Annotated in this window: 28 protein-coding genes; 15 read left to right on the top strand and 13 right to left on the bottom strand. The window is 35.0% G+C overall.

The window, feature by feature from the left end; all coding sequences use genetic code 11:
* Nucleotides 1-93: 93 nt before the first annotated feature.
* Genes guaA through FHR29_RS12365 form a run of 3 tightly spaced genes read left to right on the top strand, consistent with a single transcriptional unit; the run spans nucleotide 94 to nucleotide 4,062 of the window.
* Nucleotides 94-1,644: a glutamine-hydrolyzing GMP synthase gene (gene guaA, locus FHR29_RS12375; protein ID WP_132772818.1), complete on the top strand. Its 1,551-nt coding sequence runs from the start codon at nucleotides 94-96 to the stop codon at nucleotides 1,642-1,644.
* Nucleotides 1,601-2,890 carry an ABC transporter substrate-binding protein gene (locus FHR29_RS12370; protein WP_165902506.1) on the top strand — a complete coding sequence of 430 codons (1,290 nt, stop codon included), beginning with the start codon at nucleotides 1,601-1,603 and terminating at the stop codon, nucleotides 2,888-2,890. The genes guaA and FHR29_RS12370 overlap by 44 nt, the downstream gene beginning before the upstream one ends.
* A 2-nt stretch (nucleotides 2,891-2,892) precedes the next feature.
* Nucleotides 2,893-4,062 carry an RsmB/NOP family class I SAM-dependent RNA methyltransferase gene (locus tag FHR29_RS12365; protein WP_132772814.1) on the top strand — a complete coding sequence of 390 codons (1,170 nt, stop codon included), beginning with the start codon at nucleotides 2,893-2,895 and terminating at the stop codon, nucleotides 4,060-4,062.
* A gap of 85 nt (nucleotides 4,063-4,147) precedes the next feature.
* On the opposite strand, the gene FHR29_RS12360 is transcribed toward FHR29_RS12365, so the two are convergent.
* On the bottom strand, nucleotides 4,148-4,621 hold the full coding sequence (locus tag FHR29_RS12360) for a universal stress protein (RefSeq protein WP_132772813.1): 474 nt from the start codon (nucleotides 4,619-4,621) through the stop codon (nucleotides 4,148-4,150).
* A gap of 69 nt (nucleotides 4,622-4,690) precedes the next feature.
* Between FHR29_RS12360 and FHR29_RS12355 the strand changes: the two genes are divergently transcribed.
* Nucleotides 4,691-5,458 (top strand): C40 family peptidase, encoded by a 768-nt coding sequence (locus tag FHR29_RS12355; RefSeq protein WP_183914996.1) that lies wholly within the window; start codon nucleotides 4,691-4,693, stop codon nucleotides 5,456-5,458.
* A gap of 57 nt (nucleotides 5,459-5,515) precedes the next feature.
* Here FHR29_RS12355 and FHR29_RS12350 read toward each other — a convergent pair whose 3' ends face one another.
* The 6 genes from FHR29_RS12350 to FHR29_RS12330 all read right to left on the bottom strand — a co-directional run bounded on the left by FHR29_RS12350 (nucleotide 5,516) and on the right by FHR29_RS12330 (nucleotide 10,278).
* Entirely contained in the window at nucleotides 5,516-6,145 is a 630-nt protein-coding gene (locus FHR29_RS12350; protein ID WP_031289748.1) for an outer membrane beta-barrel protein, read from the bottom strand.
* A 308-nt stretch (nucleotides 6,146-6,453) separates the two neighbouring features.
* On the bottom strand, nucleotides 6,454-7,611 hold the full coding sequence (gene dnaJ, locus FHR29_RS12345) for a molecular chaperone DnaJ (RefSeq protein ID WP_021192239.1): 1,158 nt from the start codon (nucleotides 7,609-7,611) through the stop codon (nucleotides 6,454-6,456).
* Between the two features lie 10 nt (nucleotides 7,612-7,621).
* Nucleotides 7,622-8,158, bottom strand: coding sequence for a nucleotide exchange factor GrpE (locus tag FHR29_RS12340; RefSeq protein WP_021192238.1), 537 nt, complete (start codon nucleotides 8,156-8,158; stop codon nucleotides 7,622-7,624).
* Between the two features lie 157 nt (nucleotides 8,159-8,315).
* The gene (locus FHR29_RS12335) at nucleotides 8,316-8,996 is read right to left on the bottom strand and encodes a cell division ATP-binding protein FtsE (RefSeq protein WP_021192237.1); all 681 of its coding nucleotides are present in this window, start codon (nucleotides 8,994-8,996) and stop codon (nucleotides 8,316-8,318) included.
* 4 nt (nucleotides 8,997-9,000) lie between these two features.
* Nucleotides 9,001-9,204: a fructose-6-phosphate aldolase gene (locus tag FHR29_RS26655; RefSeq protein ID WP_132772807.1), complete on the bottom strand. Its 204-nt coding sequence runs from the start codon at nucleotides 9,202-9,204 to the stop codon at nucleotides 9,001-9,003.
* A 60-nt stretch (nucleotides 9,205-9,264) separates the two neighbouring features.
* Complete coding sequence (locus tag FHR29_RS12330; RefSeq protein ID WP_183914995.1) at nucleotides 9,265-10,278, bottom strand: acyl-CoA reductase; 1,014 nt, start codon at nucleotides 10,276-10,278, stop codon at nucleotides 9,265-9,267.
* 163 nt (nucleotides 10,279-10,441) lie between these two features.
* Here FHR29_RS12330 and FHR29_RS12325 point away from each other — a divergent pair, with 163 nt between their 5' ends.
* On the top strand, nucleotides 10,442-10,792 hold the full coding sequence (locus FHR29_RS12325; protein ID WP_021192235.1) for a 4Fe-4S dicluster domain-containing protein: 351 nt from the start codon (nucleotides 10,442-10,444) through the stop codon (nucleotides 10,790-10,792).
* Nucleotides 10,793-10,965: 173 nt separating this feature from the next.
* Nucleotides 10,966-12,411: a dicarboxylate/amino acid:cation symporter gene (locus FHR29_RS12320; protein WP_183914994.1), complete on the top strand. Its 1,446-nt coding sequence runs from the start codon at nucleotides 10,966-10,968 to the stop codon at nucleotides 12,409-12,411.
* Nucleotides 12,412-12,468: 57 nt separating this feature from the next.
* Here FHR29_RS12320 and FHR29_RS12315 read toward each other — a convergent pair whose 3' ends face one another.
* Nucleotides 12,469-12,858, bottom strand: coding sequence for a YchJ family protein (locus FHR29_RS12315; RefSeq protein WP_260292087.1), 390 nt, complete (start codon nucleotides 12,856-12,858; stop codon nucleotides 12,469-12,471).
* 246 nt (nucleotides 12,859-13,104) lie between these two features.
* Here FHR29_RS12315 and FHR29_RS12310 point away from each other — a divergent pair, with 246 nt between their 5' ends.
* Nucleotides 13,105-13,647 carry a hypothetical protein gene (locus FHR29_RS12310; RefSeq protein ID WP_183914993.1) on the top strand — a complete coding sequence of 181 codons (543 nt, stop codon included), beginning with the start codon at nucleotides 13,105-13,107 and terminating at the stop codon, nucleotides 13,645-13,647.
* Between the two features lie 75 nt (nucleotides 13,648-13,722).
* On the opposite strand, the gene FHR29_RS12305 is transcribed toward FHR29_RS12310, so the two are convergent.
* On the bottom strand, nucleotides 13,723-14,181 hold the full coding sequence (locus FHR29_RS12305; protein ID WP_021190798.1) for an Lrp/AsnC family transcriptional regulator: 459 nt from the start codon (nucleotides 14,179-14,181) through the stop codon (nucleotides 13,723-13,725).
* Nucleotides 14,182-14,372: 191 nt separating this feature from the next.
* Here FHR29_RS12305 and FHR29_RS12300 point away from each other — a divergent pair, with 191 nt between their 5' ends.
* The 3 genes from FHR29_RS12300 (at nucleotide 14,373) to FHR29_RS12290 (ending at nucleotide 18,323) form a co-directional block, all read left to right on the top strand.
* On the top strand, nucleotides 14,373-15,449 hold the full coding sequence (locus FHR29_RS12300) for a PLP-dependent cysteine synthase family protein (protein WP_183914992.1): 1,077 nt from the start codon (nucleotides 14,373-14,375) through the stop codon (nucleotides 15,447-15,449).
* A gap of 134 nt (nucleotides 15,450-15,583) precedes the next feature.
* Complete coding sequence (locus FHR29_RS12295; RefSeq protein WP_183914991.1) at nucleotides 15,584-17,233, top strand: protein-disulfide reductase DsbD; 1,650 nt, start codon at nucleotides 15,584-15,586, stop codon at nucleotides 17,231-17,233.
* A gap of 166 nt (nucleotides 17,234-17,399) precedes the next feature.
* Nucleotides 17,400-18,323, top strand: coding sequence for a polysaccharide deacetylase family protein (locus FHR29_RS12290; RefSeq protein WP_132772798.1), 924 nt, complete (start codon nucleotides 17,400-17,402; stop codon nucleotides 18,321-18,323).
* A gap of 36 nt (nucleotides 18,324-18,359) precedes the next feature.
* On the opposite strand, the gene FHR29_RS12285 is transcribed toward FHR29_RS12290, so the two are convergent.
* Nucleotides 18,360-18,941 carry an alkylphosphonate utilization protein gene (locus tag FHR29_RS12285; protein WP_132845397.1) on the bottom strand — a complete coding sequence of 194 codons (582 nt, stop codon included), beginning with the start codon at nucleotides 18,939-18,941 and terminating at the stop codon, nucleotides 18,360-18,362.
* A 187-nt stretch (nucleotides 18,942-19,128) separates the two neighbouring features.
* On the opposite strand from FHR29_RS12285, the gene FHR29_RS12280 reads away from it, so the two are divergent.
* Nucleotides 19,129-19,995 carry a neutral zinc metallopeptidase gene (locus tag FHR29_RS12280; protein ID WP_183914990.1) on the top strand — a complete coding sequence of 289 codons (867 nt, stop codon included), beginning with the start codon at nucleotides 19,129-19,131 and terminating at the stop codon, nucleotides 19,993-19,995.
* A 3-nt stretch (nucleotides 19,996-19,998) separates the two neighbouring features.
* Here the strand turns inward: FHR29_RS12280 and FHR29_RS12275 are convergent, their stop codons facing one another.
* Together FHR29_RS12275 and fabG are read right to left on the bottom strand one after the other, a co-directional pair.
* On the bottom strand, nucleotides 19,999-20,976 hold the full coding sequence (locus tag FHR29_RS12275; RefSeq protein WP_183914989.1) for an acyl transferase: 978 nt from the start codon (nucleotides 20,974-20,976) through the stop codon (nucleotides 19,999-20,001).
* A 101-nt stretch (nucleotides 20,977-21,077) separates the two neighbouring features.
* Complete coding sequence (gene fabG, locus FHR29_RS12270) at nucleotides 21,078-21,821, bottom strand: 3-oxoacyl-[acyl-carrier-protein] reductase (protein ID WP_132772767.1); 744 nt, start codon at nucleotides 21,819-21,821, stop codon at nucleotides 21,078-21,080.
* 296 nt (nucleotides 21,822-22,117) lie between these two features.
* Here fabG and FHR29_RS12265 point away from each other — a divergent pair, with 296 nt between their 5' ends.
* The 3 genes from FHR29_RS12265 to FHR29_RS12255 all read left to right on the top strand — a co-directional run bounded on the left by FHR29_RS12265 (nucleotide 22,118) and on the right by FHR29_RS12255 (nucleotide 25,518).
* Nucleotides 22,118-23,626 carry a malate:quinone oxidoreductase gene (locus FHR29_RS12265; RefSeq protein WP_132845402.1) on the top strand — a complete coding sequence of 503 codons (1,509 nt, stop codon included), beginning with the start codon at nucleotides 22,118-22,120 and terminating at the stop codon, nucleotides 23,624-23,626.
* Between the two features lie 211 nt (nucleotides 23,627-23,837).
* Nucleotides 23,838-24,470 (top strand): nicotinamide riboside transporter PnuC, encoded by a 633-nt coding sequence (gene pnuC / locus FHR29_RS12260; protein WP_183914988.1) that lies wholly within the window; start codon nucleotides 23,838-23,840, stop codon nucleotides 24,468-24,470.
* On the top strand, nucleotides 24,445-25,518 hold the full coding sequence (locus FHR29_RS12255) for an acyl-CoA dehydrogenase (protein ID WP_183914987.1): 1,074 nt from the start codon (nucleotides 24,445-24,447) through the stop codon (nucleotides 25,516-25,518). The genes pnuC and FHR29_RS12255 overlap by 26 nt, the downstream gene beginning before the upstream one ends.
* Before the next feature lie 36 nt (nucleotides 25,519-25,554).
* Here FHR29_RS12255 and FHR29_RS12250 read toward each other — a convergent pair whose 3' ends face one another.
* On the bottom strand, nucleotides 25,555-25,758 hold the full coding sequence (locus tag FHR29_RS12250) for a DUF6965 family protein (RefSeq protein ID WP_021190787.1): 204 nt from the start codon (nucleotides 25,756-25,758) through the stop codon (nucleotides 25,555-25,557).
* A gap of 100 nt (nucleotides 25,759-25,858) precedes the next feature.
* Between FHR29_RS12250 and FHR29_RS12245 the strand changes: the two genes are divergently transcribed.
* Entirely contained in the window at nucleotides 25,859-26,365 is a 507-nt protein-coding gene (locus tag FHR29_RS12245; protein WP_183914985.1) for an N-acetyltransferase, read from the top strand.
* Nucleotides 26,366-26,422: the final 57 nt, after the last annotated feature.

Raw genomic sequence — 26,422 nt, 5'->3', positions numbered from 1 at the left:
AATAGGGTGTGTTTTATACAGAATGAGTATTTTGAGAAGATTTAAGTCAAATTTCCTTTCTATAAATTCATATCAAATGCGTAACTTTGCGCCATGCCAGAAAAAATTATAATTCTTGACTTTGGTTCGCAATACACGCAATTAATCGCGCGTCGTGTAAGAGAACTTAATGTGTATTGTGAAATTCACCCATTTAACAAATTACCTGAATTTGACGAGACTGTAAAGGGAGTAATCCTTTCGGGAAGTCCATATTCAGTAAGACAAGAGGAAGCTCCTCAAATTGATTTTAAATCAATTCAAGAGCGTTTTCCTTTATTAGGTGTTTGTTATGGTGCACAATATATCGCTCAAAAATCAGGAGGTGAAGTATTACCTTCGGAAATCCGTGAATATGGACGTGCTAATTTGCAATTTGTGAATGCTGAGAATGAATTATTAGCGGGTGTACCGGTTCAGTCTCAAGTATGGATGTCTCATGGTGATACTATTAAAGAAGTTCCTTCAAACTTTGAAATTATCGCAAGTACAGATAAAGTACGTGTAGCAGCTTATCACATTATCGGTACAAGAACTTTTGGTATTCAATTTCATCCAGAGGTGACCCACAGTACAGATGGTGTAGTTTTATTGAAAAACTTTGTTGTGGAGATCTGTGGATGTGCTCAAGAGTGGACTCCAGATGCTTTTGCTGAAACAAGTGTTGCTTCTCTGAAAGCGGAATTAGGTGACGATCACGTAATTTTGGCATTATCAGGAGGAGTTGATTCTACTGTTGCAGCTGTTTTATTACATCAAGCCATTGGCAAAAATTTGCATTGTATTTTTGTTGATCATGGTTTGTTACGTAAAGGTGAATTTGAACAGGTTTTGGATTCATATAAAAACATGGGACTTAACATTAAAGGTATAAACGCAAAAGAATTATTTTTTGGTCGTTTAGCTGGTGTTTCTGATCCTGAACAAAAACGTAAAATTATCGGTAATTCTTTTATCGATGTATTCGATGAGGCAGCAAAAGAAATTCAAAAGGAATTGCCTGAAGGTATTGAGGCAAAATGGTTAGGTCAAGGTACTATTTATCCAGATATCATTGAATCGGTATCGGTTAAGGGGCCTTCTGCGACTATTAAATCGCATCATAATGTTGGCGGTTTACCTGACTACATGAAGCTGAAAGTAGTAGAGCCTCTGAAGACTTTATTTAAAGACGAAGTAAGACGTGTTGGTAAAACATTGGGTGTTGATCCAGCTATTTTAGGCAGACATCCTTTTCCTGGTCCAGGGTTAGCTATTCGTATCTTAGGAGATATCACTGAAGATCGTGTACGTATTGTACAAGAAGCTGATGATATTTACATCCGTAATTTGAAAGAAGCAGGATGGTATGATAAGGTTTGGCAAGCTGGCACGATTTTTCTTCCTGTTCGTTCTGTAGGAGTGATGGGCGATGAGCGTACATATGAGCATGTTGTTAGTTTACGTGCTGTAGGTTCATTGGACGGCATGACTGCAGATTGGATTCACTTACCTTATGATTTGTTGGCAAAGATTTCAAATGAAATTATCAACCACGTCAAAGGCATTAATAGAGTTGTATATGATATCAGTTCAAAACCACCAGCGACGATTGAGTGGGAATAAAATTGCTCTTGCAGTAGCATTGGCTTTAAGTCTTGCAAGCTGTACGACAAAAAAAACAGGCGTACTTCGCTCACCTTCTAGTAAAGGTGAGCAGGGTACTGTTTCTAATAATAGCGGTAAAACTGCTGCTGAACAGGCTGAAGAAGCCAGAAAACTCGAAGCTGCTAAAGCGAGTGAAAGCCTTAAAAATCAAAAATCAATTGCTCTTCTCTTACCTTTTCAATTAAACCGTATCGCAGGTATGCGTCCCACGGCTGAAGACGTTAAAAGATCGGCTTTAGCGTTGGATTTTTATCAAGGGTTTCAACTTGGCTTGGAAGAATTGGGTGAAAAAGGAAGTAAATTTAGTTTAAAGGTTATAGATTCTGAAGATGATAATTTTAGAAACACATCTTTAGCTGCTTCAGCGTCTATAAAAAATGCCAATTTAATTGTAGGACCTGTTTATCCAAAAGAGATTAGAGCATTTTCACAAGCCTTTAAAGAAAAAAATATTTTACAAATTTCACCTTTAGCTGCAACTTTGGCTTCCGAGTTTGCGATTCCCAATTTAGTGTCTTTAACACCTTCTATTCGTGCTCACTCTGAAATTATGGCGAAGCATGTAGCAAAGCAATATGCTTATGGCGACGTTGTTTTGGTTTACAATATACAAGATGGCGATAGTAAACAGTTTTTGGATAACTTTGCATCAGAGGCATTGGGTTATAATAAAAGTCTGCAAATAAAAGTTGTGACTTCTATAGCTGAATTAAACGAAAACTTAGTTGTTGCTGGGACTAATCATATTGTCTGTGGTACTACAAATAGAAATCAGATTAGAGCATTATTAGCAAATATGGACGTGCAAAGCAGTGAGTCGGGCTATGCTTTTAAGTTGTATGGTCACCCAAATTGGGCAAAATTATCTTTTGAAGATTACACGAATATTGATCGTTATGAGTTGACCGTGACGACATCAACATTAGTGGATGAAAATGCTGAGCGAACAAGACGATTTAATCAAAAGTATAAGAATAAGTTTCAGGTAATTCCGTCAGATTTTTCTTATAAAGGTTACGATGCCGCTATTTATTTTGGGGGCTTAATTGCTAAGTATGGCGATGACTACGCGCAACATCTGGTTAAGGAAACCTATTCTGGAATAAATAGTGATTTTAGTTTTGATTACTTTCCTGAATGGGGATATGTAAATAGAGGGGTTCGATTTATGGTGTATCGTAATAATAGTTTTGATAGGAAGTAAAGATGAGTGATTTTAGTGAAAAAAGAGTACAGCAGCAAATTCGTAATTTTGAAAGAGCAATGGATGGTTATGAAGGGAATGAGCCGTTTGCTCGTTATCTAACTTCATTTTTTAAAATTAATAAGCAAATGGGATCAAAGGACAGAAAATGGACTTCCCGGTTGTGTTATAATTATTTTCGATTGGGTAAGGGGGCAACGCAGCTTTCTCAACAAAAAAGATTAATCATTGCGGAGTACTTATGTGAAACAGAAAGTCCATTTGTCGCTTTATTTGAACCTGATTGGAATTTAAGCCTATCATTGGAAGAAAAAATAGCTTTTTTAAAAAAACTAGAATTATTGGAGCTAGATACCATTTTTCCTTTTAAAAATTACCTTTCATCTGCGATAGATCAGGTTGATTTTATACAAAATCAATTCTTGCAACCTGACTTATTTATTCGGATTAGAAAAGGTAAGGAAAAGTTTGTGAAAGCTATTTTTGAAGCGGAACAGATCGGCTATAAATTTATAACGGAACAAACTGTTGCTTTAGCAAATGGAACTTCACTACAGCGGTTTAAGGATCTCGATGGTGTAATCGAAGTGCAAGATCTTTCTTCTCAGCGGACCCTTGAATTTATGGATGCTTTGCCGAAAGAAAATTGGTGGGATGCCTGTGCCGCTTCTGGTGGTAAGGCTTTATTGTTCCTAGATAAGCATCCGACTACTAATTTATTGGTTTCAGATGTTCGTATGAGCATTCTGCGTAATTTAGATGAACGTTTTGAAAGGGCTGGTATAAAAGCTTATCGAAAAAAAATAGTTGATTTAACGAAAGATACTACGCCTATTTTGGGAGTTGAGCTTTTTGATGGAGTTATTTTAGATGCTCCATGCACCGGCTCTGGAACTTGGGGTCGAAGCCCTGAAAATATTAGTTATTTTAATGCAAAGAAGATCGATGAGTTTGCCACATTGCAAAAAGAAATTGCTAAAAATGTTTCATTGCATTTGAAAGTGGGTAAACCGTTGGTATACATCACTTGTTCTGTTTTTGAGAAAGAAAATGAGGAGGTGATTGCTTATATTCAAAAAGAACTGGGGTATAGTCTCCATTCTTATAAAGTATTAAAAGGATATTATGAAAAGGCGGATAGTATGTTTGTTGCCCGTTTAATCAAACTTTAATAAAATAAGAAATTTATAATTATAAAAGCCATTTGCATATCGCAAATGGCTTTTATAATTATAGAACTATTAGATTTGAATTAGTTTATTCACATTTACCCGGTACAACGAGCACAGGACATGTTGCTTTTCTAATTACAGCTTCAGAAACGGAGCCCGAGATAAAATGATCAAACCCTGTTCTACCATTTGATCCCATTACGATGAGATCAGCTGACCACTCATGAGAAGTGGCTAGTATTTCTTCTTTTACCGAGCCTATTCTATTGAATAAGAAAACTTCATTAGCGCCTTCGAACTCTTGTCCTAGTTCTTCTAAGTATTTTTGAGCATTCTGCTGCTCTATTTCCGATACTTCGGGTATGATGATTGGTTGTTGACCTAACAGCGGATCTGCACCATAGCTGGCAGGAGAAGTGGGAGAGGTAACCGTCACTAAAGCTACTGAAGCTTCAAATTTTTTAACCATTTCTTTAGCATAGGAAATCGCTTTATGTGAACATGGTTCATCGTCCACAGCAACTAATATTCTCGTTATTTTTACAACATTGGTATCCATGGTTCTGATATTAAAGTTTATATTCGTACATATTAATAACTTGAATATACGGTTTTTTGTTTTAGAAATATGGAATTTGGAATATGTAATTTAACAATTGTACCATTGCGGGCGGAGGAATCACATCGGAGTGAAATGGTTTCTCAATTGCTGTTTGGAGAAGCTTTCGAAATACTGACGAAATCAAAGGACTGGACAAAAGTTCGTACTGAAATGGACTCTTATGTTGGTTGGATACAGAATGGGCAATTTTTAGCAATAACAGATGATCAGTATGAGGAGTACCAGTCGTTAAGTAAGGTAAAGATCGGTTTTGATGGGGGGCATCTTATCAATAATGATCTTTGTATCCAGCTTTTACATGGAACGATTGTACGAAAGGATTTTCCTTATATTGGAGCAGATGATTTAGTAGAGCTTAATGCAATTGAACTGCATTTTGAGCAAGAAGACTTCATCGAGCAGGTTGCAATACTCGCAAAGCAATACTGGGAGGTACCCTATCTTTGGGGAGGGCGATCTAAATTTGGAATTGATTGCTCCGGTTTCTCACAATTGATTTATCAATCCTTTGGTATTTCCTTACCAAGGGATGCTTATCAACAGGTTGAATTAGGGCAGACAGTTGACTTTTTGTCAGAGATTCAAGTAGGTGATCTTGCTTTTTTTGATAATGAAGAAGGTAGGATAAATCATGTTGGTATTATGCTGGACTCTGAAACCATTATTCACGCTTCTTCCCGTGTTCGAATAGATAGGATGGATCAAGAGGGAATATTTAATAAGGATTGGAATAAATACACACATAAGCTACGTATCATCAAGCGCTATGTTTAAAAAAGAAAGGTCCGTCTATATTGAGACGGACCTTTCTTTCTTTATTTTCAAATATGATTAGAATTTGAAAGTTAAACCAAATTTAGCTGTATCAAAAAAGTTGTTAAAACTGTTGATGTTAGCATTGAATTCGTTTGAAGATTTACCGCCATCTTCTTTAGCTGTACCAAAAGATAATAAGTCTGTTAAACCAAAGTTGATCGCGATGTTTTCAGTAACGAAGTAATTCATCCCTAAACCAGCGCCAGCACCAAATCCTTTAACTTTAGGAATGTCTGTAGTTGTTGTACCGTTGTTAACTTCTCCAGTTCTTTGTTGATAACCAGCTGCCAATTGCGCATAAGTTTTAAAACGTGATCCTAAATCTAAAAAGTAGTAACGACCATAAGCACCAACTCCAAAGTTGCTTGATTTATTGTAAGTATCGTTAGTACCAGAATAGTCTGTTGCTTTTAAATTTCCAAAGTTGAAATCTAAACCAACTGCAACTTTATCAGATACGAAATAACCTACAGAAGGATTGAAGTTGAATGAGTTTTCTTTCTTTTCAGCTGTTTTATTATTTTTTGTATTTGCTGAGAAATTACCTTCTACAATAAAGTCAGTTTTTTTGAAACCAAATTCTTGTGCTTGAGATGCAAAAGTTAGACCAGCTACTGCTGTTAGAGTAAGTAATAATTTTTTCATTTTTTTTAAAGTTTGTTTTTACAATATCCATAGCCAAACCTTTTGACTATTTGATTGATATTATCAATATAGATACCAAATTGATTTTTCAATGTCATAGAAATGTATTGATAAATTGTGTTAATCGTAATTTAAACGTTTTCAGAGGTTTAAAAATTGACATTATGAAAAAATAATTTATCATATATTTTGATATTTATATTGATTTAACTTTTTGTGATAAAATGTCAGTTTTTATTATGACACAAAAAAAGACCATATGTCAGTGCTGACATATGGTCTTATAATTATTTTATTATTTAATATTTCTAGTCGAAATATTCTTTGATCCGTTCAAAAAATGATTTTTCAGATTTACCAGGTTGTGGCTTGAAATTCGGTGATTCTTTCAATTTCTGTAAAATCTCTTTTTCGTCAGATGAGACCGCTTTAGGCGTCCAGATATTCACATAAATTAATTGATCACCTTTGTGGTAAGAATTGACTTCAGGAATACCTTTTCCTTTTAGTCTTAATATCTTGCCGGCCTGGGTTCCTGGTTCAATTTTAATTTTTGCTTTACCATCAATCGTTGGAACTTCAACGCTTGTTCCTAATGTAGCATCTACAAAATTAATATATAGGTCATAAATAATATTTAGACCATCTCTTTTTAATGCTTCATGAGGAATTTCTTCAATGAGGATAATAAGATCACCGGCAACACCTCCGCGAGGAGCTGCGTTCCCTTTTCCACTCATTGAAAGTTGCATACCTTCACTTACACCAGCCGGAATGTTGATCGCAATTGTTTCTTCACCTCTTTCTAATCCTTCACCTCTACATGTAGTACACTTTGCGGTAATTTCTACCCCTTCACCATTACAAGTAGGACAAGTGCTTGTCGTTTGCATCTGGCCTAAGATTGTATTGGTTACGCGGCGAACAGATCCTGAGCCGCCACAAGTATTACAAGTGTGGAAAGATGATTTATCTTTTGCACCACTACCATCGCAGGTATGACAGTTTACTTGTTTATTTACTTTTACTTTTTTCTCAACACCTTTAGCAATTTCTTCGAGTGTTAATTTTACTTTAATGCGAAGATTTGTTCCTTTAGCAACACGACGGCCTCCTCTTGAGCCTCCGCCACCGCCACCGAAGAAACTTTCGAAAGGATGACCACCTCCACCAAATATATCTCCAAATTGGCTAAATATGTCATCCATATTCATGCCACCACCATAACCGCCTCCGGAAGCAGAGCTACCCGCATGACCAAATTGATCATAGCGTTGTTTTTTCTGAGGATTGCTTAATACATCATATGCTTCAGCAGCCTCTTTAAATTTTTCTTCAGCTTCATGATCACCAGGGTTTTTATCCGGGTGATACTTTACGGCAAGTTTACGGTAGGCAGATTTAATTTCTTTTTCATCTGCACCACGAGCTACACCTAATATATCGTAATAATCTCTTTTTGACATCTTTTTTATCTTATTGACCTATAATTACCTTAGCATGACGGATTACTTTATCATTTAAATAGTAACCTTTTTCAATAACATCAATAACTTTATTTTTCAAATCTGGAGTAGGAGCTGGAATAGCCGTTATTGCTTCTTGTAAATCAGCATCAAACTCTTTACCTACTACATCCATTTCTTTTAAACCTTGGTGTTCTAAAGTTTGTCTGAATTTATTATTGACGATCTCAATACCAGTTTTTATTGATTCAACATCTGTTGCTGTTTCCATTGCTTTTAAAGCTCTGTCAAAATCATCCACTGTTGATAATAGTTTTGTGATCACATCTTTTCCAGCAGATTGAATTAATTCAACACGTTCTTTACTTGTACGTTTTCTATAATTATCAAATTCTGCTGATAAACGTACATATTTATCTTTTGCCTCTGCTACTTCAGCACTTAATTTCTCTTCAACAGAAAGTTCAATCGTCTCTTCTTGATTTTCCGTTGTATTATCCTCAATAGGATCTTGAATCGTCTCGTTATTATTCTCTTGTTCGCTCATTTCTTCTAAATTCTATGTGGGAAACTAATGTTCTTTCTCTAAAATCTAATTACAGTCAAAGTTGTTGCCAAAATGAAAAAATCCGACAGCTTGTCAGTAACCGGGAGAATGGACTAACAAAATGTCGGATGATCAGGATTTCTGTCAGTATTGACAGTTATATTTCTACTTGATCTAGCAATACCCCATCAGCGGTTTTGATGATGCGTGCAGGCATATTACGGATAATTTGGTAATCATGAGTTGCCATTAAAACTGCTGTTCCAGAAGAAGCGATATCCCGTAAAAGCAATACAATTTCTTCAGAAGTAGCAGGGTCAAGGTTTCCTGTTGGCTCATCGGCCAAAATAATTTCCGGATTATTAAGGAGTGCTCGTGCAATAACAATACGTTGCTGTTCTCCTCCTGAAAGTTCATGAGGCATTTTTTTTAATTTCGAGCGAAGTCCTACTTTTTCAAGCACATCGAGCATTCTATGTTCAATTTGCGTTTTATCTTTCCAGCCGGTGGCTCTAAGTGCAAATTCTAAATTTTTCTCTACAGAGCGATCTGATAATAAATGAAAATCTTGGAAAACGATTCCTAACTTACGTCTCAGGTAGGGGACATCATTTTCATGCAGTTTTTTTAAATCAAAACCTGCAATTAGTCCTTCTCCATTACCAATATATAAATCGCCATAGATTATTTTTAGCAAACTACTTTTTCCACTTCCTGATTGACCAATGAGGTAAAGAAATTCGCCTTTATTGATATTCAAATTCACATTCGATAAGACCAAATGTTTTTGTTGGTAGATATCGACGCTTTTTAATGTGATTACTGTATTTCCAGACATTGAACTATAATTCTAATTTTTTTATTTGTCCAAATGGCAATTCCTTTACCATTTGCATAATGTACGCTGACTTGTCTCCGAGACCAATTTTGTCCAAAGATTTGTCGGGGCGATCAACCCTAAAATATGCTAAAAGAGTGAATGAATCATCTCTTAATTGAACATAGTCAGGGATTTTGGCAACTCCTTTTACTTTGATTATATACATCTATTTACAAAGTTAGTACTTTTTATTTCAAAAAATCCTTCCACGAATATAAGGCTATGCTTACTGGTTTGCAAATAAAAATTCTAGTGTATTGACCCCATCAGCATAATCATCTAAAGCAGGATTTTGTCCGGCACCGAATTTAAAAGCTGGTGTTTTGATCGTTAAAGGTGCTTCTGATGTAACGCATTGTAAGCGGTCTGATAATGTATTTAAGTGCTGGGAAAGATTGTCTAAGTTATCATACTCTTCAAAATAAACAACAGCTAAGGGTGATGCTATTTTGTCATCTTGTTTTAATAATAAAAACCCATTATCATAATGCTTGTCACCATTTATTAAATAAATGGATTTGTTATAATCGTAATTATTATTGTATTTATAATGTGTGTTCACATCTTTAAAAGATTCAATTCCTTCATAGAAATGACTTATATCATAATTTTTTGGGATAAATATTTTAGATACAGAACGACATCCCAGACCGTAATAATCAAAGATATCATGGCCTAAAGCTTTTAGTTGCTCGTGCGATTCTTCACCTGTAATGATGGCAATGCTGTTTCTGTTTTTTCTAATAATATTTGGTTTTTTTCCAAAGTAATGTTCAAAGTACCGCGAAGAATTGTCGGAACCTGTTGCAATCACTAGATCAAAATCAGTTAATCTATCTACTAGTTGCACGCGATCTTTAAATCTTGGTTCAACTTCTATCAATTTTTGAATCACGTAAGTTGTTAGAAGAGCATCGTCTGAAGAAACCTTAATCTGTGCTTTAAAACCAGCGACCAATACGCATAATATATCATGAAGACCTACAAGAGGTATATTGCCCGCTAAGACTAAACCTACAATTTTGTCACTTTCAATATCAGGATATGGCGATAACCAATTTTCTAATATCTCTAGGTTTAAATTTGCTTTCCAAGAAGTAAAGGCTTTATTAACGTGTTCTGCGGTATACCATGCATTTTTATGATGAGCAGTTGCAACTAAATGTTGTAGCTCTGCATGATCATTAATGAATAAGTTCGCAAGTTTTGCAAAACCTTCTAATCGTTGTTTCTTTGTCAAAATGTAAAAATTAATAAACGTGTATACACAAATTTGTATTATATTTGTGTTATTAATACAATCAGCGAAACCAAGTTACTCTTAGTATTTAAACGTGTAAAATGATTTGATTGTATAAATGATAGTACAAAAATAGTTTTTTATCATAATTTTGAGGTTATAAATGGCGATTAAAATTACAGACGAGTGTATTAACTGTGGTGCTTGTGAACCGGAGTGCCCAAATAATGCAATATATGACGCTGGAGTGAGTTGGAAATTCTCAGATGGGACGGCATTAGATGGAGTTATTGATTTTGGAGATGGAGTAACGTTAGATGCTGACGATTCTCAAGCTGCTGTATCAGATGAAGTATATTACATTGTTTCGGACAAGTGTACAGAGTGTGTTGGTTTTCATGATGAACCACAATGTGCAGCTGTTTGTCCAGTAGACTGCTGTGTAGATGACGAAGAGGTTCGTGAATCTGAAGAGGAGCTATTAGCAAAGAAAGCCTGGTTACACGCTGAATAAAAGCATCGCTTTTAAAATAAAATTTTAAAAAAGGTAGAATATGTACATATTCTACCTTTTTTTATGTCTTCAAGTATCCAATAAATTTGCTGTTATTATAATCTGCCATATTAATATTTGTGAAAGCCTAGTATTTTTTTATTTTTGTACTTTACCTTATAAAAAGTTTGCCGATGTATAAATCAAAAATGGGGCTAATTACCCTTGTTTCGGTGACAATTGCTGCACTTATTGCGATATGTTACGAATTTAGTTGGGTCAATTTTTCTCCATCATTTTTAATGGCAGTAAGATGGATTGTTGCTACTGTGTTGATTGTTAATGCTCTTGTTCGGAAGAATCTAACAACTTGGATTTTGACCTGTATGATCTTGGGTATTTTTGTAGGTTTAGATTTTCCAAATATTGCCATATCATTGCAACCGCTAAGTAAAGGTTTCATTAAGTTGGTGAAGACGATCGTAGGACCGATCTTGTTTGCAACGTTAGTTTATGGTATTGCTGGTCATTCTGATTTGAAACAGGTTGGTCGTATGGCCTGGAAGTCTATGCTGTATTTCTTTTGTGCTACGACTTGCGCTATTTTTATTGGCCTTGGTGCTATAAATCTGACTAAAGCTGGGGTTGGTGTTGATGTTGCACATATGCCTCATGAAGAACTGCCAAAAACGCAAATAAGTAATGACGCACAGATTTTAGAAACTTTACCAGATCATGTTCACCCTGTCTATAAGTTTACGGCATTTTTTAGAGATCTTTTTCCTGAAAATATTGTAAAAGCAGTGTATGACAATCAAGTTTTACAGATCGTGGTGTTTTCAGTTCTTTTTGGTATTGGATTAGCAATGGTTGATGAAAAGAAAAGAAAACCATTGGTTGATTTTACGGAAAGCCTTTCAGAAACAATGTTTAAGTTTACAAACTTAATCATGTATTTTGCTCCAATCGGAGTTGGTGCCGCAATGGCTTTTACAGTTGGTCATTTGGGAGTAGATATTCTGAAAAATCTATTCATGTTGTTAGCAACTTTGTATTTAGCATTAATAGGTTTCCTAACTTTTGTATTGTTGCCTGTTGCACTTTATCTGAAAATCCCTGTATTAAAGTTTATTAATGCGATTAAAGAACCTGTTTCTATTGCATTTGCGACGACAAGTTCTGATGCAGCTTTGCCCAAGGCTATGTCTGCTATGGAAAAATTTGGAGTACCTCGTAAGATTGTGTCTTTTGTTATTCCTACAGGATATAGTTTCAATTTGGACGGAACGTCATTGTATCTATCTTTGGCAGCGATATTTGTTGCTCAAGCGGCTGGAATACATTTGACTTTTGGAGAGCAGTTAATGATCGCATTTACATTAATGATTACTTCTAAAGGGGTTGCCGCAGTTCCCAGAGCATCATTAATTATATTAATTGCTACTGCAGATCAATTTGGTTTACCAACATTTGTGATTGCGGCTATATTAGGAATTGACGAGTTGATGGATATGGCCAGGACTTCGGTCAATGTGATCGGTAATTGTTTAGCTACAGTTGTTGTTGCTAAATGGGAGGGTGAGTTTGACGAAGAGGCCCCATATAGAGATGATCACGGCCAACCGGAATTAGAGGGGTAGTATTATATCTTTTAAAAGCCAGAAAAGGGATCTTATAACAAATATAAGATCCCTTTTTTATGAAATAAACTTACCATCGACATAATACCAGATTCCATCCACTTGTTTGAAAGTGGATCTTTCATGATGAATCTGTAAATTCAGCTCGGAATCCAAGTAATGTGCCTCAAATTCGACCGTATTGGAATTACTAAATAAAATGCGGAGCTGCATCCATTTTGATTCCTTTGCCCATCTTGCAATTTCTATTTTGTTTTGCAACTTACGAGTTTCAGAATGAAAGCTTGTATATAAAAAATCAATATGTTGAACAACAAATGCGCTATATCTTGCACGCATTAATTGTTCTGCAGTTTTAGCTTCTTTTTGGTCTAAATGAATTTTTTTGCAACAATTTTCGTAAGGAAGTGAATTGCCACAATGGCATATTGTATTTTGTTTTGTCAACGTATTAAGATTTAAATATAGGACAAAAGTAAATAATGATTTTTTCTTTTTAAATGAATCGTGTTTATATAAATATTTAGGAATTTCTTAGCTGGATTATAATTGTTAAATTGATATTTTAACACGTTGATATTGAGTTTATTTTAACGTTTTAACAAATATTAACAACCTTTCATTAATCTTATTAAAAAATATAGAGTCCTACCTATAAATAATTGAAAAACATAAATAAAGGGAGGAGCAGGTATGAAAAAATTAGTTTACTTGACGGTTTTAGTTGGCGGTTTGTTTTTTGTTAAACCTGCTGCTGCACAAGTTAATGTGAGTATTAACATTGGTAATCAACCTTCTTGGGGCCCAGTGGGGTATGATTACGTAAGGTATTATTATATTCCAGAAATTAATGTATATTATGATGTAATCAATCGCCGTTATACGCATTATCATGGTAGAAGATGGGTAACCAGTAGAAGCTTGCCTAGTCGATACCGTAACTTTAATTTTTATAATACCTATAAAGTAGTTGTCAATGATAGAGATCCCTGGAGACATCACGATCGGTACAGAAGAGATTATGGTCATTATGCTCATCGCAGAAATCAGGTAAGTATAAGAGACCATAGAAGTAATTATGATCGTCCACGTCACAATGACCGTTATGATCATCATCGTGTCGAGCGACATGAAAATCATAGAGATCGATCGGAGCATCGAAAATCGGACAAGAGAAATGATAAAAGAGGCCACGATCGTCACTCAGAAAGAGGTGAGGGACATGGAAGAAGATAGTGAATAGTTTTTTATATGTTAATTGAAAGGGAGGAAGCTGTAGTTTTCTCCCTTTTTTTAATTAAAACTATTTTTTTAAATCGGATAAGCTGTTTCACTTTTAGTTTCCGATAGAACAAAATAGGTTTGTACGGTGTTCACATGTGGGAGTACGGCTAAGCGGTACCTTAAAAATTCGTGATAGGCCTGCATATCTTTAGTTGCTATTCGAAGCATAAAATCATAGGATCCAGCCATCTGATAACATTCCATAACTTCAGGAAATTTAGCAACTTCTTTTTCAAATTCATTTAAAACCTCGGCTGTATGTGCTTTTAAGAATACCTGTGAAAAAGATATCAGACCCATGTTTATTTTTTGCCGGTCAAGAATAGCAACAGTTTTTTTAATATAGCCTTGTTGTTTCAGTTTTTTTACACGCTCATGTATAGCGGCGATAGATTTATGCAATCTAAATGCTAGTTCCTTATTGCTAAGTGTAGCGTCATGCTGTAAAATTCTTAATAGTTTGGTGTCGGTTTCATCAAGCATCATTTTGTATTTTTTATTGATATGAATGTAATGAATTGGTTGATTCTGTAATATTTCTTAAATATATCATTATTTAGATAAAATTTACTGATTTAATCATTATGTAGTGAATATTATTTTGTTTTATGTCAATTTTGCTGATAATGTTAGGTCTTCGAATGATTGTCGACTGATATTGTTTAAAATAATAAATCATGAATAACGAATTGATGTTTAGTAAATGTTTGTCACCCGAGCTTGATAGTAGATTTAAACATTTATGGTGTTTAGTAGGAAATACGCCTATGCTGGAGCTACAATACTCATATAAAGGGAAAGCTGGGAGGATTTATGTGAAATGCGAAAATTATAATCTTACAGGGAGTATCAAAGACCGTATGGCGCTATATATTATGTATAAAGCTTACATGAATTGTCAAATTCAGCCTGACGATGTTATTATAGAAGCTACTAGCGGTAATACTGGTATTTCTTTTTCTGCTATTGGTAAAGCTTTAGGACATCAAGTGAAAATTATTATGCCCAATTGGTTGAGTAAAGAACGCATCGATATTATAAAAAGTATGGGTGCAGATATTCAGTTGGTTAGTAAAGAAGACGGTGGTTTTTTGGGGAGTATTGAATTAAGTAAGAAACTAGCGCAGCAAGGAGGGGTGTTTTTGCCCAGACAGTTTGAAAATCAATTCAATGCCGAAGCTCATGAATTAACGACTGGTCGTGAAATTGGTTTACAGTTAGCCTCACAAGGTTTAGTTGCAGATGCTTTTGTTGCTGGTGTAGGCACAGGAGGAACGGTTATGGGAGTAGGCCGTCATCTTCGTAGCTTAAATCCTCATGTAAAGATTCATCCTTTGGAACCCGCTGAAAGTCCTACGATGTCAACCGGATATAAGGTTGGCTCGCATCGTATTCAAGGTATATCAGATGAATTTATTCCGGCTATTGTGAAAATGGACGAGTTGGATGAAATCGTTTCTGCTTCAGATGGTGATTCTATTATAATGGCCCAAAAATTAGCAAAAGAATTGGGCTTGGCCGTAGGGATTTCTTCAGGAGCGAATGTGATTGGAGCAATTAAATTAAAAGAGCAATTAGGGAAAGAAGCTGTTGTTGTCACCTTATTGTGCGACGATAATAAGAAATATTTGAGTACAGATCTAGTAAGAGAACAACCTGTAGCAGCTGGATATATTTCAACAGATCTCTCTTTCACTGGATTTAAACCTATCAGTAGGTTAGCAAAATCTCTTTTTAATACTGAATCGATATAAAGTTTGTTTCAGCCTAATCGCATATTAGGCACTATGTTTATTTTAAATAGAATCTATTACAATGGGATTTCTCCCATTGTAATTAGGTTTAACCAATTTGTAACCTGTCACTCGGCATAATAATTTAATTATTTATGAAAAGTTTTATCATAAAATTATTACTTTTAATAGTTCTTCTTCCAGCTTTTGCGCACGCTCAGGAGGCAGATACTTTACTTAAGATGGACGAACTGGAGTTCGTTGATGGTGGTATTTCTGAAGTTTCGACTGATTCTGTGGTTGTTGATACTGGACAGAATCATAAGAAAACTACGGCTGTAATTACAACAGAAGAGCATGCAAGTAGTGAATCTCTACTTGGAATATTTTTAGCAGGATTATTAGGTGGTTTTACTGCCCTATTAATGCCTTGTATTTTCCCCATGTTACCGCTCACAGTCAGTTTCTTCACAAAGGGAAATCAAAATAAATCGCAATCTTTTATTCGTGCTTTGTTTTATGGTATTTCAATCATAGTTATTTATGTTGTGCTTGGTTTAGCGGTAACGATGATTTTTGGTTCGGATGCCCTTAATGCATTATCAACGAACGGTGTCTTTAATTTTTTCTTTTTCTTGATGCTGGTTGCTTTTGGAGCTTCTTTTTTGGGGGCATTTGAAATTAATTTACCAAGTTCATGGGTAAATAAGATGGATGCAAAATCTGATAAAGGCGGATGGGCTGGTATATTCTTTATGGCAGCAACTTTAGCTTTAGTATCTTTTTCTTGTACTGGACCTATTATCGGAACTTTATTGGTACAGGCAGCTACAAGTGGAGCTTTGTTAGGTCCGGCTGTAGGTATGTTTGGATTTTCTTTTGCATTAGCTATACCTTTTGCTCTTTTTGCATTATTTCCTAGTGCTATGAAAGCCATGCCTAAATCAGGTGGTTGGCTTAACAGTGTTAAAGTTGTTTTAGGATTTTTAGAATTGGCATTTGCATTGAAATTTCTTTCTAATGTTGATTTAGCTTATCACTGGAACTGGTTCGACCGTGAAGTCTTTTTGTCTTTATGGATTGTTATATTTGGTTTAATGGGACTGTATTTACTTGGAAAAATCAAATTTTCTCATGACAGTAATCTGCCACATTTGTCAGTAATCCGTACTTTCATAGCTATTATTGTACTATCATTTACGGTATACATGATTCCTGGATTATGGGGTGCTCCTTTAAAATCAATATCTGCTTTTTTACCACCACAAAGCACGCAGGACTTTGATTTAAATCAAGGCTCATTGATTAGTGGATCGCATGTAACAGACGTTTCTAAACGCAAATATTCAGATTTATTTCATGCACCGCTTGGCTTAAATGTGTTTTTTGATTACGAGGAGGGTTTACAATATGCCAAAACCCATCATAAAATGGTTATGCTTGATTTTACAGGCCATGCTTGTGTAAATTGTAGGAAAATGGAAGCTACTGTTTGGACAGATCCTCAAGTCCGCTCTTTTTTAACAGATCATGTCGTTATCATCCAACTGTATGTTGATGACCGCACTGAGCTTGCTGTTGAAGATCAACACAAAACGAGTTCGGGAAAATTGTTGAAGACAATTGGAAGTAAGTGGAGTTATTTACAATCGAGTCAGTTTGAATCCAATTCACAACCTTTTTATGTGCTTATGAATCCTGCAAACCGTCAGGTTTTGGTTAAACCAAAAGGTGCTGATTATGATGCTACTACTTATCTGGCCTATTTAAATGAAGGTTTGAAAGCATTTTCTTTGATCAAATAGTATAATATAACTCATTTGATGAAAAAATGTTTTTATTCCAAAAGAAAAAAGGTTTCATAAAATTGGATTTCTGTTAAATTTAATCTTACTTTTACATCGTTTAAATCATTAGCTATCAAATAGCAGCTTTAGTGGTTTATGTGTAGGGTTAATAGTGAATTATAACATGAAGAAAGCATTCAATCTGGGGTTGTTCCTTGGATTATTATCGGTAACATCTCTTGCATTACAATCGTGCAATGAAGGTGGGAGTAAAAAGACAGATTCGGTTACTATTGGAACTGTTGATAGTATAGATGATATCGATGATTTAAATAAAGATACTGTCGAGAAAGAGATTAAAAAGGATACAATTGCTGTAAAGGGTAAAAAGAGTATTCTTCATCATGAAGTTGATACGGCGAAATTATTAACCGACTCTGTGTCTCCTCGTTATATTTATTTGACTTTTGATGATGGACCTTTAAATGGCAGTCAATTTATTGATTCAATAGCTACAGCTAAGAATATAAAGATTAATGCTTTTTTAATTGGAAAGCATGACCGAATGAGTAAGGGTTTGCATAAATATTATGAACGTTATATGAACAATCCGCTGGTGGATTGTTATAATCACAGTTACAATCATGCAAATAATAAGTTTACTTATTTTTATAGCAACGCAGAATCAGCGTATGAGGACTTTGATAAAAATGAAAAAGAACTGAATCTTAAACATAAGATTGTCCGTCTACCAGGACGTAATATTTGGTACTTTGCAGATCGTAAACGTATTGATATGCAAAGTGGTTCAAGTACTGCCGATCTATTATATCAAAATGGTTACCGCTCTATGGGATGGGACTGTGAATGGAAAAAGGGTAAACCTTCTGGTATGCCAGTCGAATCGGTGAGTTTTATATATCGTCAGATAAATAATAGATTACGTAACGGCACCTCATTTTCGAAGAATAACGTTGTTCTGTTGATGCATGATGATATGTTTCAGACAAGAAAAGCACAGAAAATGTTAAGTGATTTAATCGATAGTCTGAAGTTACATCCAAATTACGAATTTGCGCATATGCGTGATTATCCGAAACAGAAATAAAAAATAAGGCTACAATCAAATTGTAGCCTTATTTTTTTAGTTTTGCTTTCTTAAATATTTTGTTAAAATCACAATCGTCTGACCATCGATTTTTCCTTCAATTTGTTCTGTATTATCGAACACAAGTCTAATATTCTTCACGACTGTACCTAAAGTCGCCCGGATAGATGATCCTTTTACATCCAATGTTTTCGTAAGGACTACAGAATCCCCTTCAAATAATTGTTGACCGATACTATCTAAATGAAACTCGACATATCCATCATTTTCATGATCTCCTGTTTGTTTTGCCCATTCTAATGTTTCTTCATCCAGATACAAAATATCTAACGCATCAGAAGCCCAACCCTCGTTTTTTAAACGATTTAACATGCGCCACGCAGCTACCTGTACTGCTGGTACTTCAGACCACATGGTATCGGGCAGGAATTTCCAATATTCAGCTTCTAATTGTGTTGTTTTATTTAACTGATCGGCACATTTCTGACAAACAACAATCGTGTTTTCAGCTGTAGCTTGTAAGTCAGGGGGCAATGTATATAATGTTAAATTATCAGTTGCTTGACTCAATTCACATTTATTTCCCGCTCTCTCGAATAGTTGATTTTCTAGTTTCATTTAAATTTTGGATAAGTTGCAAATGATTTAGGTGCAAACATAATGAATATTTATAATTCTAAATTATAAAAGGTTAACATAACAAATCAAAAAATGCTTAATAATTGGAATATAATTTGCGATGCTGTACACGATAAAATGCGTATCTTATTTAATATTAATTGAAACTAACTTAAATGATATCAATATGAAATGGCAAGGAGGTAGAAAAAGTGACAACTTCGAAGATAGGAGAGGAATGTCAGGTGGTCAAAAATTAACTTTGGGCGGTGTAGGTGGGATTATTGTTTTAATAATTGGTTTTTTAATGGGAGGAGATCCATCTCAATTATTACAGCAGGCTCAAAATATGACGGGGACGGAGCAGACTGGACAGCCACGGGAAATTAGTGCAGAGGAGGCTAAATTAACAGACTTTTCGCGTATCGTTTTATCAAGTACTGAGGATGTGTGGACAAATCTTTTTAAGACTCAGCTTGGTAAAAATTATGAACCTACAAATTTAGTTGTTTATGATGGAGGTACCGAAACCAATGGTTGCGGAATAGGAAAAGCATCTTACGGACCTTTTTACTGTCCTGGAGATCATAAAATCTATTTAGATTTAACTTTTAATCAAGAGTTGACGACCAAATTTGGTGCTAAAGGTGAGTTTGCTCTGGCTTATGTAATAGCACATGAAGTAGGACATCATATACAACAATTAGTGGGACTTTTACCTCAGACAAACAGCATGAGGGGAAAATTAAGTGAAGTTGAAAATAATAAAATTTCTGTCATGACCGAGTTGCAAGCTGATTTTTATGCAGGAGTTTGGGCACATCATGTTAATAAATTATCTGATATCGAGATTGACTATAATGATATTTTAGATGGTATGGCGGCAGCTGAAGCAGTTGGAGATGATAAATTACAAACACAAGCTCAAGGCTATGCGGTACCCGATTCTTTTACACATGGTACCTCAGCTCAAAGACGAGCTTGGTTTAAGAAAGGTTATGATTCTGGTGATATGCAAGCTGGAAATACCTTTCAAGATCCCAGCTTAAAATAAAACTTATTGGACGAGAAGATTACAACCACGTATATCACTTTGATCAAAGCGACCTAAGACTTCAAAAGATCCATCATCGTAAATTTTTCCGAGGTCTTGGGTTGCAATAAAAGAACACGAATATCGATTTGCTAAGTCAATAACATTGATAGCGCCTGTTTTTTTATTTTCAGCAAGAGTTAGCGGATCATTTGTTTCCCGAATTAAGATCTTCATCCAGTTGGGGTGTCTGAATATCCCGTTACCATATGAATAGCCCTGTGATAGCAATTCTGTCATTCCATATTCCGAATGTATTCCTGGAACTTGAAAGCTTTTACATAATAAATCATGAATTTCCTCACGGACCATTTCTTTACGTTTTCCTTTCATTCCCCCAGTTTCCATAATGATTAACTCCGGAAATGTCAATTCATATTTTTCAATAAAATCAAGAAGTGCAAATGTCACACCGAATAGCAAGGTTTTTGTGCCTCTTGCTTTTAATTTTATAAGGGTTTGATAAAGTTCTTCATGATTGTATAAAAAATAGTCACTTTCGGGTTGTTGACTATGTTGCATTAAATCATTGATCATGTAGATCAATGAAGAGCCTGTTCGTTCTAAATAGGATGGAAGTAGCGCCAAAATGGCAATGTTGTCTATTTTTCCATAAAATTGTTCAAAAGCAGTGCGAAAGCTTTCTTCATATACTTCTTTTTTAGCCACCAGATGCTTACTTGTGGTGATTCCTGTTGTACCTGAGCTTGTGAATACAATTTCAGGACTGAAATTGTCAGCTATAATTTCTTGAGATTTGAATAGTTCGATTGGGAGAAACGGAATTTTCGTGTAATGATCTATTGTATGAATTTTCTTATTTAGATATTGCACATACTGTCTGTAAATGCTTGTGTTTTCCATTTGAAAATGAAAAGTTTCCAAGCAAATTTCATTAAATTCTGTTTCATTTTGAATAGCAAATACCCGATTCCAGTTCATAAGATTAAAATTTCAGTGCAAATATAGACATATAAAAACTTCTATAATAAAAAAGGTTCTTGATCAGCTCAAGAACCTTTTTTATATGTATTATATATATATTATACCATACCACCATCTACAGGCAATACTTGTCCTGTGACATATGTTGAAAGGTCCGATGCAAGAAATAGACATGCATTTGCAACATCTTCTGCTTGACCTGCGCGTTTCATAGGAATACCAGCTTCCCATCCAGCAACAATTTTAGGATCTAAAATATCGGTCATTTCTGTGCGTATAAAACCTGGAGCAACTACGTTTGATCTAATATTTCTTGAGCCTAATTCTTTTGCCACTGATTTAGAGAAACCAATAATACCAGCTTTAGAAGCTGCATAATTAGCTTGACCAGCATTTCCTTGTATACCTACTACTGAACTCATATTGATGAAAGATCCTTTACGGTTTTTCATCATGATTTTAGAAGCTGCTTTAGTGACATTGAATACTGATTTTAAATTTACATTGATCACATCATCCCAGTTTTCCTCAGTCATGCGCATTAACAAACCATCTTTTGTTATTCCAGCATTATTAACAACCACATCAATAGTTCCAAAATCTGAAACAATATCATTGATGAGTTTTTCAGCCTCATCAAATTTTGATGCATCTGAACGATAGCCTTTTACAGTAGTTCCAAAAGCCTGAAGTTCTTGCTCTAAAGCTTGGCCTTTTTCCACAGATGATAAATATGTGAATGCTACATTTGCACCGTTTTGGGCAAATACTTCAGCAATTTTTCTTCCTATTCCTTTTGATGCTCCAGTAATTAGAGCTGTTTTTCCTTCAAGTAGTTTCATTCTTATGTATTATATGTAATAAGGGTGCTTGCAAAAATGTTAAAAGTATACTACAATCGCAACACTCGGATCAATTTAATTCGTTAATTCTAAATAATAATTTGAATTAACATTCCTCAGGATCTTATAATACTACTATGGTAATGTGGGCAGCTATACATAAAAATGGCTGTGTTAGGGAATTCTTAATAATAGTATGGTATTTTTGAATAAGTGATTTTAAAAAGTACAGTTTTTTGACAAAAGGATTGCGTTAATATAAAAATCTATATTAAATTTGCATCAATCACGAAGACATGAGTAAAAAAACAAAAAATACCAAAGAGGTAGACGTCGTTTTAATTGGCGCAGGTATCATGAGCGCAACTTTGGGCACACTTATCAATGAGTTAAGCCCAGATATTAAAATAGAGATTTTAGAGCGCTTGGATGTTGTTGCAGCAGAGAGTTCGGATGCATGGAATAATGCTGGAACTGGTCACTCTGCATTATGTGAGTTGAATTATACCCCACAACAAGCGGATGGTTCTGTAAAAATTGATAAAGCAATCAGCATTGCAGAACAATTTGAGGTTTCCAAACAATTTTGGACCTATTTAGTTGATAAAGGGGTCATAACAAAACCTGAAGATTTTATTCGCTCAGTACCTCATATGAGTGCTGTTTTTGGCGAAAAAGATATTGATTTTCTTCGTAAAAGATATGATGCACTATCCAAGAATAACTTGTTTAAAGGCATGGAATATACCGAAGATAAAGCTGTTTTGAATGAGTGGATTCCACTTATGATGAAAGGTCGTCCTGCTGATGATAAAATTGCGGCCACGAAAATGATCTTAGGAACTGATGTGAACTTTGGCGCTCTAACGCGTGATTTGGTACAACATCTAGATGCAAAAGATAATATTACATTACATCTTACACAAGAAGTCCGCGACATTGAACGCAATGACAATGGCACTTGGGAGTTGGAAGTTAAGGATTTGAAAACTGGAGAGAAAAGAACAATTAATGCTAAATTTGTATTCATTGGTGCTGGTGGACATTCTTTATTGCTGTTAGAGAAATCTGGAATTCCCGAATCAAAAGGATATGGTGGTTTTCCAGTTGGTGGACAGTGGTTACGTTGTGTGAATGAGGATGTTATTAGAGATCATAACGCTAAAGTATATGGTAAAGCATCTATCGGTGCTCCTCCGATGTCTGTTCCACATCTTGATACACGCTATATTGATGGTAAGCAGGCCTTATTATTTGGTCCATATGCTGGTTTTTCTACTAAATTCTTAAAACAAGGTTCTTACTTTGATTTACCTGCATCGATTAAGTTGTCGAATATTAAACCGATGTTATCCGTAGGTCGGGATAATATGGATTTGACTAAATATTTGATTTCTGAGGTGATGAAGAGTCCAAAAGATAAATTGGATGCTTTGAAGCAGTTTATGCCTACGGCAAAATTAGAAGACTGGAAAATTGAGGTTGCTGGTCAACGTGTTCAAGTAATCAAAAAAGATGCTAAACATGGCGGTGTTCTTGAATTTGGAACAGAAGTTGTATCCGCAGCAGATGGTTCTATTGCAGCCTTACTAGGAGCTTCACCAGGAGCATCGACTTCTGTCGCTATCATGATTAAATTACTGAAAAGATGTTTTCCTGAACGTGCAAAAGCAGACGAATATCGAAAGAAATTGCGTGAAATGATTCCTTCACATGGGCAATCATTAAATGATAATGTTGAACTGTGTGAAGCCACTAGAAAGCGTACGCATACAGCATTAAAATTAGAGAATTTTAAAGATTAATTTCTTTTCACCATACTTATGGGGTGCTTGAAGTATTATTTACTGTTACAGGCTGAGATTATACCCAATAACAACAATTGCTCATCACAGTGAGCAATTGTTGTTATATACCTGATCCGGATAATGCTGGCGTAGGGATTTTAATTTCACAAATCGTGCATTTATAGCGACTCCCTAAGTGTGTATTGTTTTTATTTTACACACATATTAAATGCAGTTAAATCAAATTTTAAACGATTTTTTTCAGCAGGTTAAAGCTACATCCCTCGCAGAATGGCTAGCAGTAGGCTTTGGTATATTGCAGGTTTGGTTTGCAAAGTCTAATAAACCTATTAATTACCTTTTTGGTATTTCTGGTATTGTGATATCCATTTACGTTTTATATTTCGCAAAACTATACGGTGAAATTGCCTTGAACATGTATTACTTATTAATGAGTATTTATGGTTGGATTTACTGGCAACAAAATAGTAATCATCAACATATCATATCGACTGCATCACGTAAGGACTGGATTATTGTCTTATTGATATGTATTATAGGATTTACCGTATTCTATTTCGGATTGTTACATGCTACAGATTCAGATGTTCCGCTATGGGATGCCTTGGTATCTTGTACTGCATGGGCAGGCATGTGGTTGCTGGCAAAGCGGAAAATAGAAAATTGGATATTATTAAATATTAGTAATCTCATGGCGATCCCTTTGCTTTATCATAAAGATTTACTACTATTCGCAGCATTGACTGTATTTTTATTTGTGATGGCTTTCTTTGGTTATTTTAACTGGAAGAGAATTCTTAAACGTGAACTAACATATGATACTTACTCAAGATCAAATTAATCTGATAAAAGACCAACAGCACGAGGCAATTGCTTTAAAAAAGATGACTGCAAAGCAGTTAGATTTGGCAATTAGTGAAAAATGGTTTAAAATTTGGGTTCCGAAATCTCTTGGTGGATTGGGATTAACTCTTTTAGATGGAGTGAAATTTTTAGAAGAATTGGCCTATCATGATGGTGGTTTGGCATGGACAATAACTTTATGTTCGGGAGCTAATTTATTTGTCGGTTTTATTGATCCGAAAATAGGAACAGAAATTTTTCAAAATCCGGCAGTTTGTTTAGGAGGAAGTGGACGTGCATCTGGATATGCAGAAAGAGCGGATGGGGGATATCGTATTCATGGCCATTGGAAATATGCTACTGGAGCTCCGCATTTAAGTCATTTTACCGCAAATTGTATCATTACGGAAGATGGTAAACCTGTGCTCGATAAAAACGGTCAGCAAGTGATCCATTCGTTCTTTTTTGACCGGGATGATGTATTGATTCATTATGATTGGGATACTTTTGGATTAGAATGCACGGCTAGCCATAGTTTTTCTGTTGAAAATCATTTTGTGGGAAACTCTCGTAGTTTTTTGATTAATGAATCTGAAAGTACCTGGCCTGATTTTCTTTATCAATATCCGTTCATTCCTTTTGCGGAATTAACCTTGCTGAGCAATTTTATTGGGATGTATAACCGATTTATAGATCTTGTTGAAAAGTATTATATTGTAAAATCTCAAGATTCAGATTGGTTAAAAGACAAAGGTAAAAATCTGTTTAAACGTTTGGACGAGATGCAATCCGATTTTAATGAACGTAAGAATCAGATTTATTGTTTGACAGAACAATCTTGGGATAATATATTGCAGGGTTTTGAAAACCGGGATGTTTATGAGAAGATCGCAGTTGCAAGCCGGAGTTTTGTGTTTGTAATTAAAAATAATACTGTGGAATTATTTCCTGGTTGCGGGATAGTCGCGGCGCAACGCGAACAGGAAATGAACATTGTCTTCAGAAATATTTTTACCGCAACTCAACATAGCTTGTTGCAACAATAACACGATTTTTAATTTTAAAAATGATACAGTTCTTATTTATTGATTTTCAATAGCTTTCTTTAAGTTTATTAAACGCACATAGGAAGGACATTTTTCTAACTCTCTGTTCCAGCGATCAAGTGCCGCTAAGTTTGCCTGCAGAAATTTAGGTAAATCAAAGATATGCATATCCACGGTAATTTGTATTTCATTTGGTAATGAAACCGTATTAAAATATTCTTTTAGTTCTTCAATAGTCATGCATCAAAGATAAAACTATAATGTGACAGAAAAAACTTATGAATGGACAATATTGTAGTTTAATCTTCTATATTTATAAGGAAAACTATATTTTAACTGCATGATTATAGAAAAAAGTACTCCTCACGACTTGTCTGTACATATGGAATTGTATGAGCAGGCAATTGCCTATCAACATGCTTTAGGAAAAGTGAATTGGAAAGGATTTGAAGCTCGAGCTGTACTTGAAGAGATAAAAAATGGACAACATTATAAGATTGTTCTGGATAATCAAATCGCTTGTGTCTTTTTATTGACAACTTCAGATCCTATTATATGGCAAGAGAAAGACAAAGATCCGGCAATTTATATTCACCGTATCGCTACAAACCCACTTTTTAGAGGTCAGAATTTTGTTATTAAGATTATAGCGTTTGTTAAGGATCTGGCCAGAGAGCAGCGTAAATTCTTTATTAGAATGGATACTACGGCTGGAAATGAGCGCTTGAATCAATATTATGAGAAATGTGGTTTTACAATTGTTGATGTAGTTCGTATTAAAGAAGCTATTGATATGCCTGCTCATTATCAAAATAATTCTTTCACATTATTCGAAATGCTGTTATAGCGTATTTTGATAAGCTGTTTATGAAGTAAGGCTCACTTCTTTCTGTTAAAAAAACTA

It is taken from the genome of Sphingobacterium sp. JUb56 (genome assembly GCF_014191365.1).
GTDB lineage: Bacteria > Bacteroidota > Bacteroidia > Sphingobacteriales > Sphingobacteriaceae > Sphingobacterium > Sphingobacterium anhuiense.
The sequence above is the reverse complement of the archived record's forward strand: the minus strand, read 5'-3'. Positions and strand labels throughout refer to the sequence as shown.

Bases quoted from the DNA above. Each gene is read 5' to 3' on its own strand.
- guaA (WP_132772818.1), top strand. From the start codon at position 94: ATGCCAGAAAAAATTATAATTCTTGACTTTGGTTCGCAATACACGCAA.
- FHR29_RS12370 (WP_165902506.1), top strand. From the start codon at position 1,601: ATGATATCAGTTCAAAACCACCAGCGACGATTGAGTGGGAATAAAATT.
- FHR29_RS12365 (WP_132772814.1), top strand. From the start codon at position 2,893: ATGAGTGATTTTAGTGAAAAAAGAGTACAGCAGCAAATTCGTAATTTT.
- FHR29_RS12360 (WP_132772813.1), bottom strand. From the start codon at position 4,621: ATGGATACCAATGTTGTAAAAATAACGAGAATATTAGTTGCTGTGGAC.
- FHR29_RS12355 (WP_183914996.1), top strand. From the start codon at position 4,691: ATGGAATTTGGAATATGTAATTTAACAATTGTACCATTGCGGGCGGAG.
- FHR29_RS12350 (WP_031289748.1), bottom strand. From the start codon at position 6,145: ATGAAAAAATTATTACTTACTCTAACAGCAGTAGCTGGTCTAACTTTT.
- dnaJ (WP_021192239.1), bottom strand. From the start codon at position 7,611: ATGTCAAAAAGAGATTATTACGATATATTAGGTGTAGCTCGTGGTGCA.
- FHR29_RS12340 (WP_021192238.1), bottom strand. From the start codon at position 8,158: ATGAGCGAACAAGAGAATAATAACGAGACGATTCAAGATCCTATTGAG.
- FHR29_RS12335 (WP_021192237.1), bottom strand. From the start codon at position 8,996: ATGTCTGGAAATACAGTAATCACATTAAAAAGCGTCGATATCTACCAA.
- FHR29_RS26655 (WP_132772807.1), bottom strand. From the start codon at position 9,204: ATGTATATAATCAAAGTAAAAGGAGTTGCCAAAATCCCTGACTATGTT.
- FHR29_RS12325 (WP_021192235.1), top strand. From the start codon at position 10,442: ATGGCGATTAAAATTACAGACGAGTGTATTAACTGTGGTGCTTGTGAA.
- FHR29_RS12320 (WP_183914994.1), top strand. From the start codon at position 10,966: ATGTATAAATCAAAAATGGGGCTAATTACCCTTGTTTCGGTGACAATT.
- FHR29_RS12310 (WP_183914993.1), top strand. From the start codon at position 13,105: ATGAAAAAATTAGTTTACTTGACGGTTTTAGTTGGCGGTTTGTTTTTT.
- FHR29_RS12305 (WP_021190798.1), bottom strand. From the start codon at position 14,181: ATGATGCTTGATGAAACCGACACCAAACTATTAAGAATTTTACAGCAT.
- FHR29_RS12300 (WP_183914992.1), top strand. From the start codon at position 14,373: ATGAATAACGAATTGATGTTTAGTAAATGTTTGTCACCCGAGCTTGAT.
- FHR29_RS12295 (WP_183914991.1), top strand. From the start codon at position 15,584: ATGAAAAGTTTTATCATAAAATTATTACTTTTAATAGTTCTTCTTCCA.
- FHR29_RS12290 (WP_132772798.1), top strand. From the start codon at position 17,400: ATGAAGAAAGCATTCAATCTGGGGTTGTTCCTTGGATTATTATCGGTA.
- FHR29_RS12285 (WP_132845397.1), bottom strand. From the start codon at position 18,941: ATGAAACTAGAAAATCAACTATTCGAGAGAGCGGGAAATAAATGTGAA.
- FHR29_RS12280 (WP_183914990.1), top strand. From the start codon at position 19,129: ATGAAATGGCAAGGAGGTAGAAAAAGTGACAACTTCGAAGATAGGAGA.
- FHR29_RS12275 (WP_183914989.1), bottom strand. From the start codon at position 20,976: ATGAACTGGAATCGGGTATTTGCTATTCAAAATGAAACAGAATTTAAT.
- fabG (WP_132772767.1), bottom strand. From the start codon at position 21,821: ATGAAACTACTTGAAGGAAAAACAGCTCTAATTACTGGAGCATCAAAA.
- FHR29_RS12265 (WP_132845402.1), top strand. From the start codon at position 22,118: ATGAGTAAAAAAACAAAAAATACCAAAGAGGTAGACGTCGTTTTAATT.
- pnuC (WP_183914988.1), top strand. From the start codon at position 23,838: ATGCAGTTAAATCAAATTTTAAACGATTTTTTTCAGCAGGTTAAAGCT.
- FHR29_RS12255 (WP_183914987.1), top strand. From the start codon at position 24,445: ATGATACTTACTCAAGATCAAATTAATCTGATAAAAGACCAACAGCAC.
- FHR29_RS12250 (WP_021190787.1), bottom strand. From the start codon at position 25,758: ATGACTATTGAAGAACTAAAAGAATATTTTAATACGGTTTCATTACCA.
- FHR29_RS12245 (WP_183914985.1), top strand. From the start codon at position 25,859: ATGATTATAGAAAAAAGTACTCCTCACGACTTGTCTGTACATATGGAA.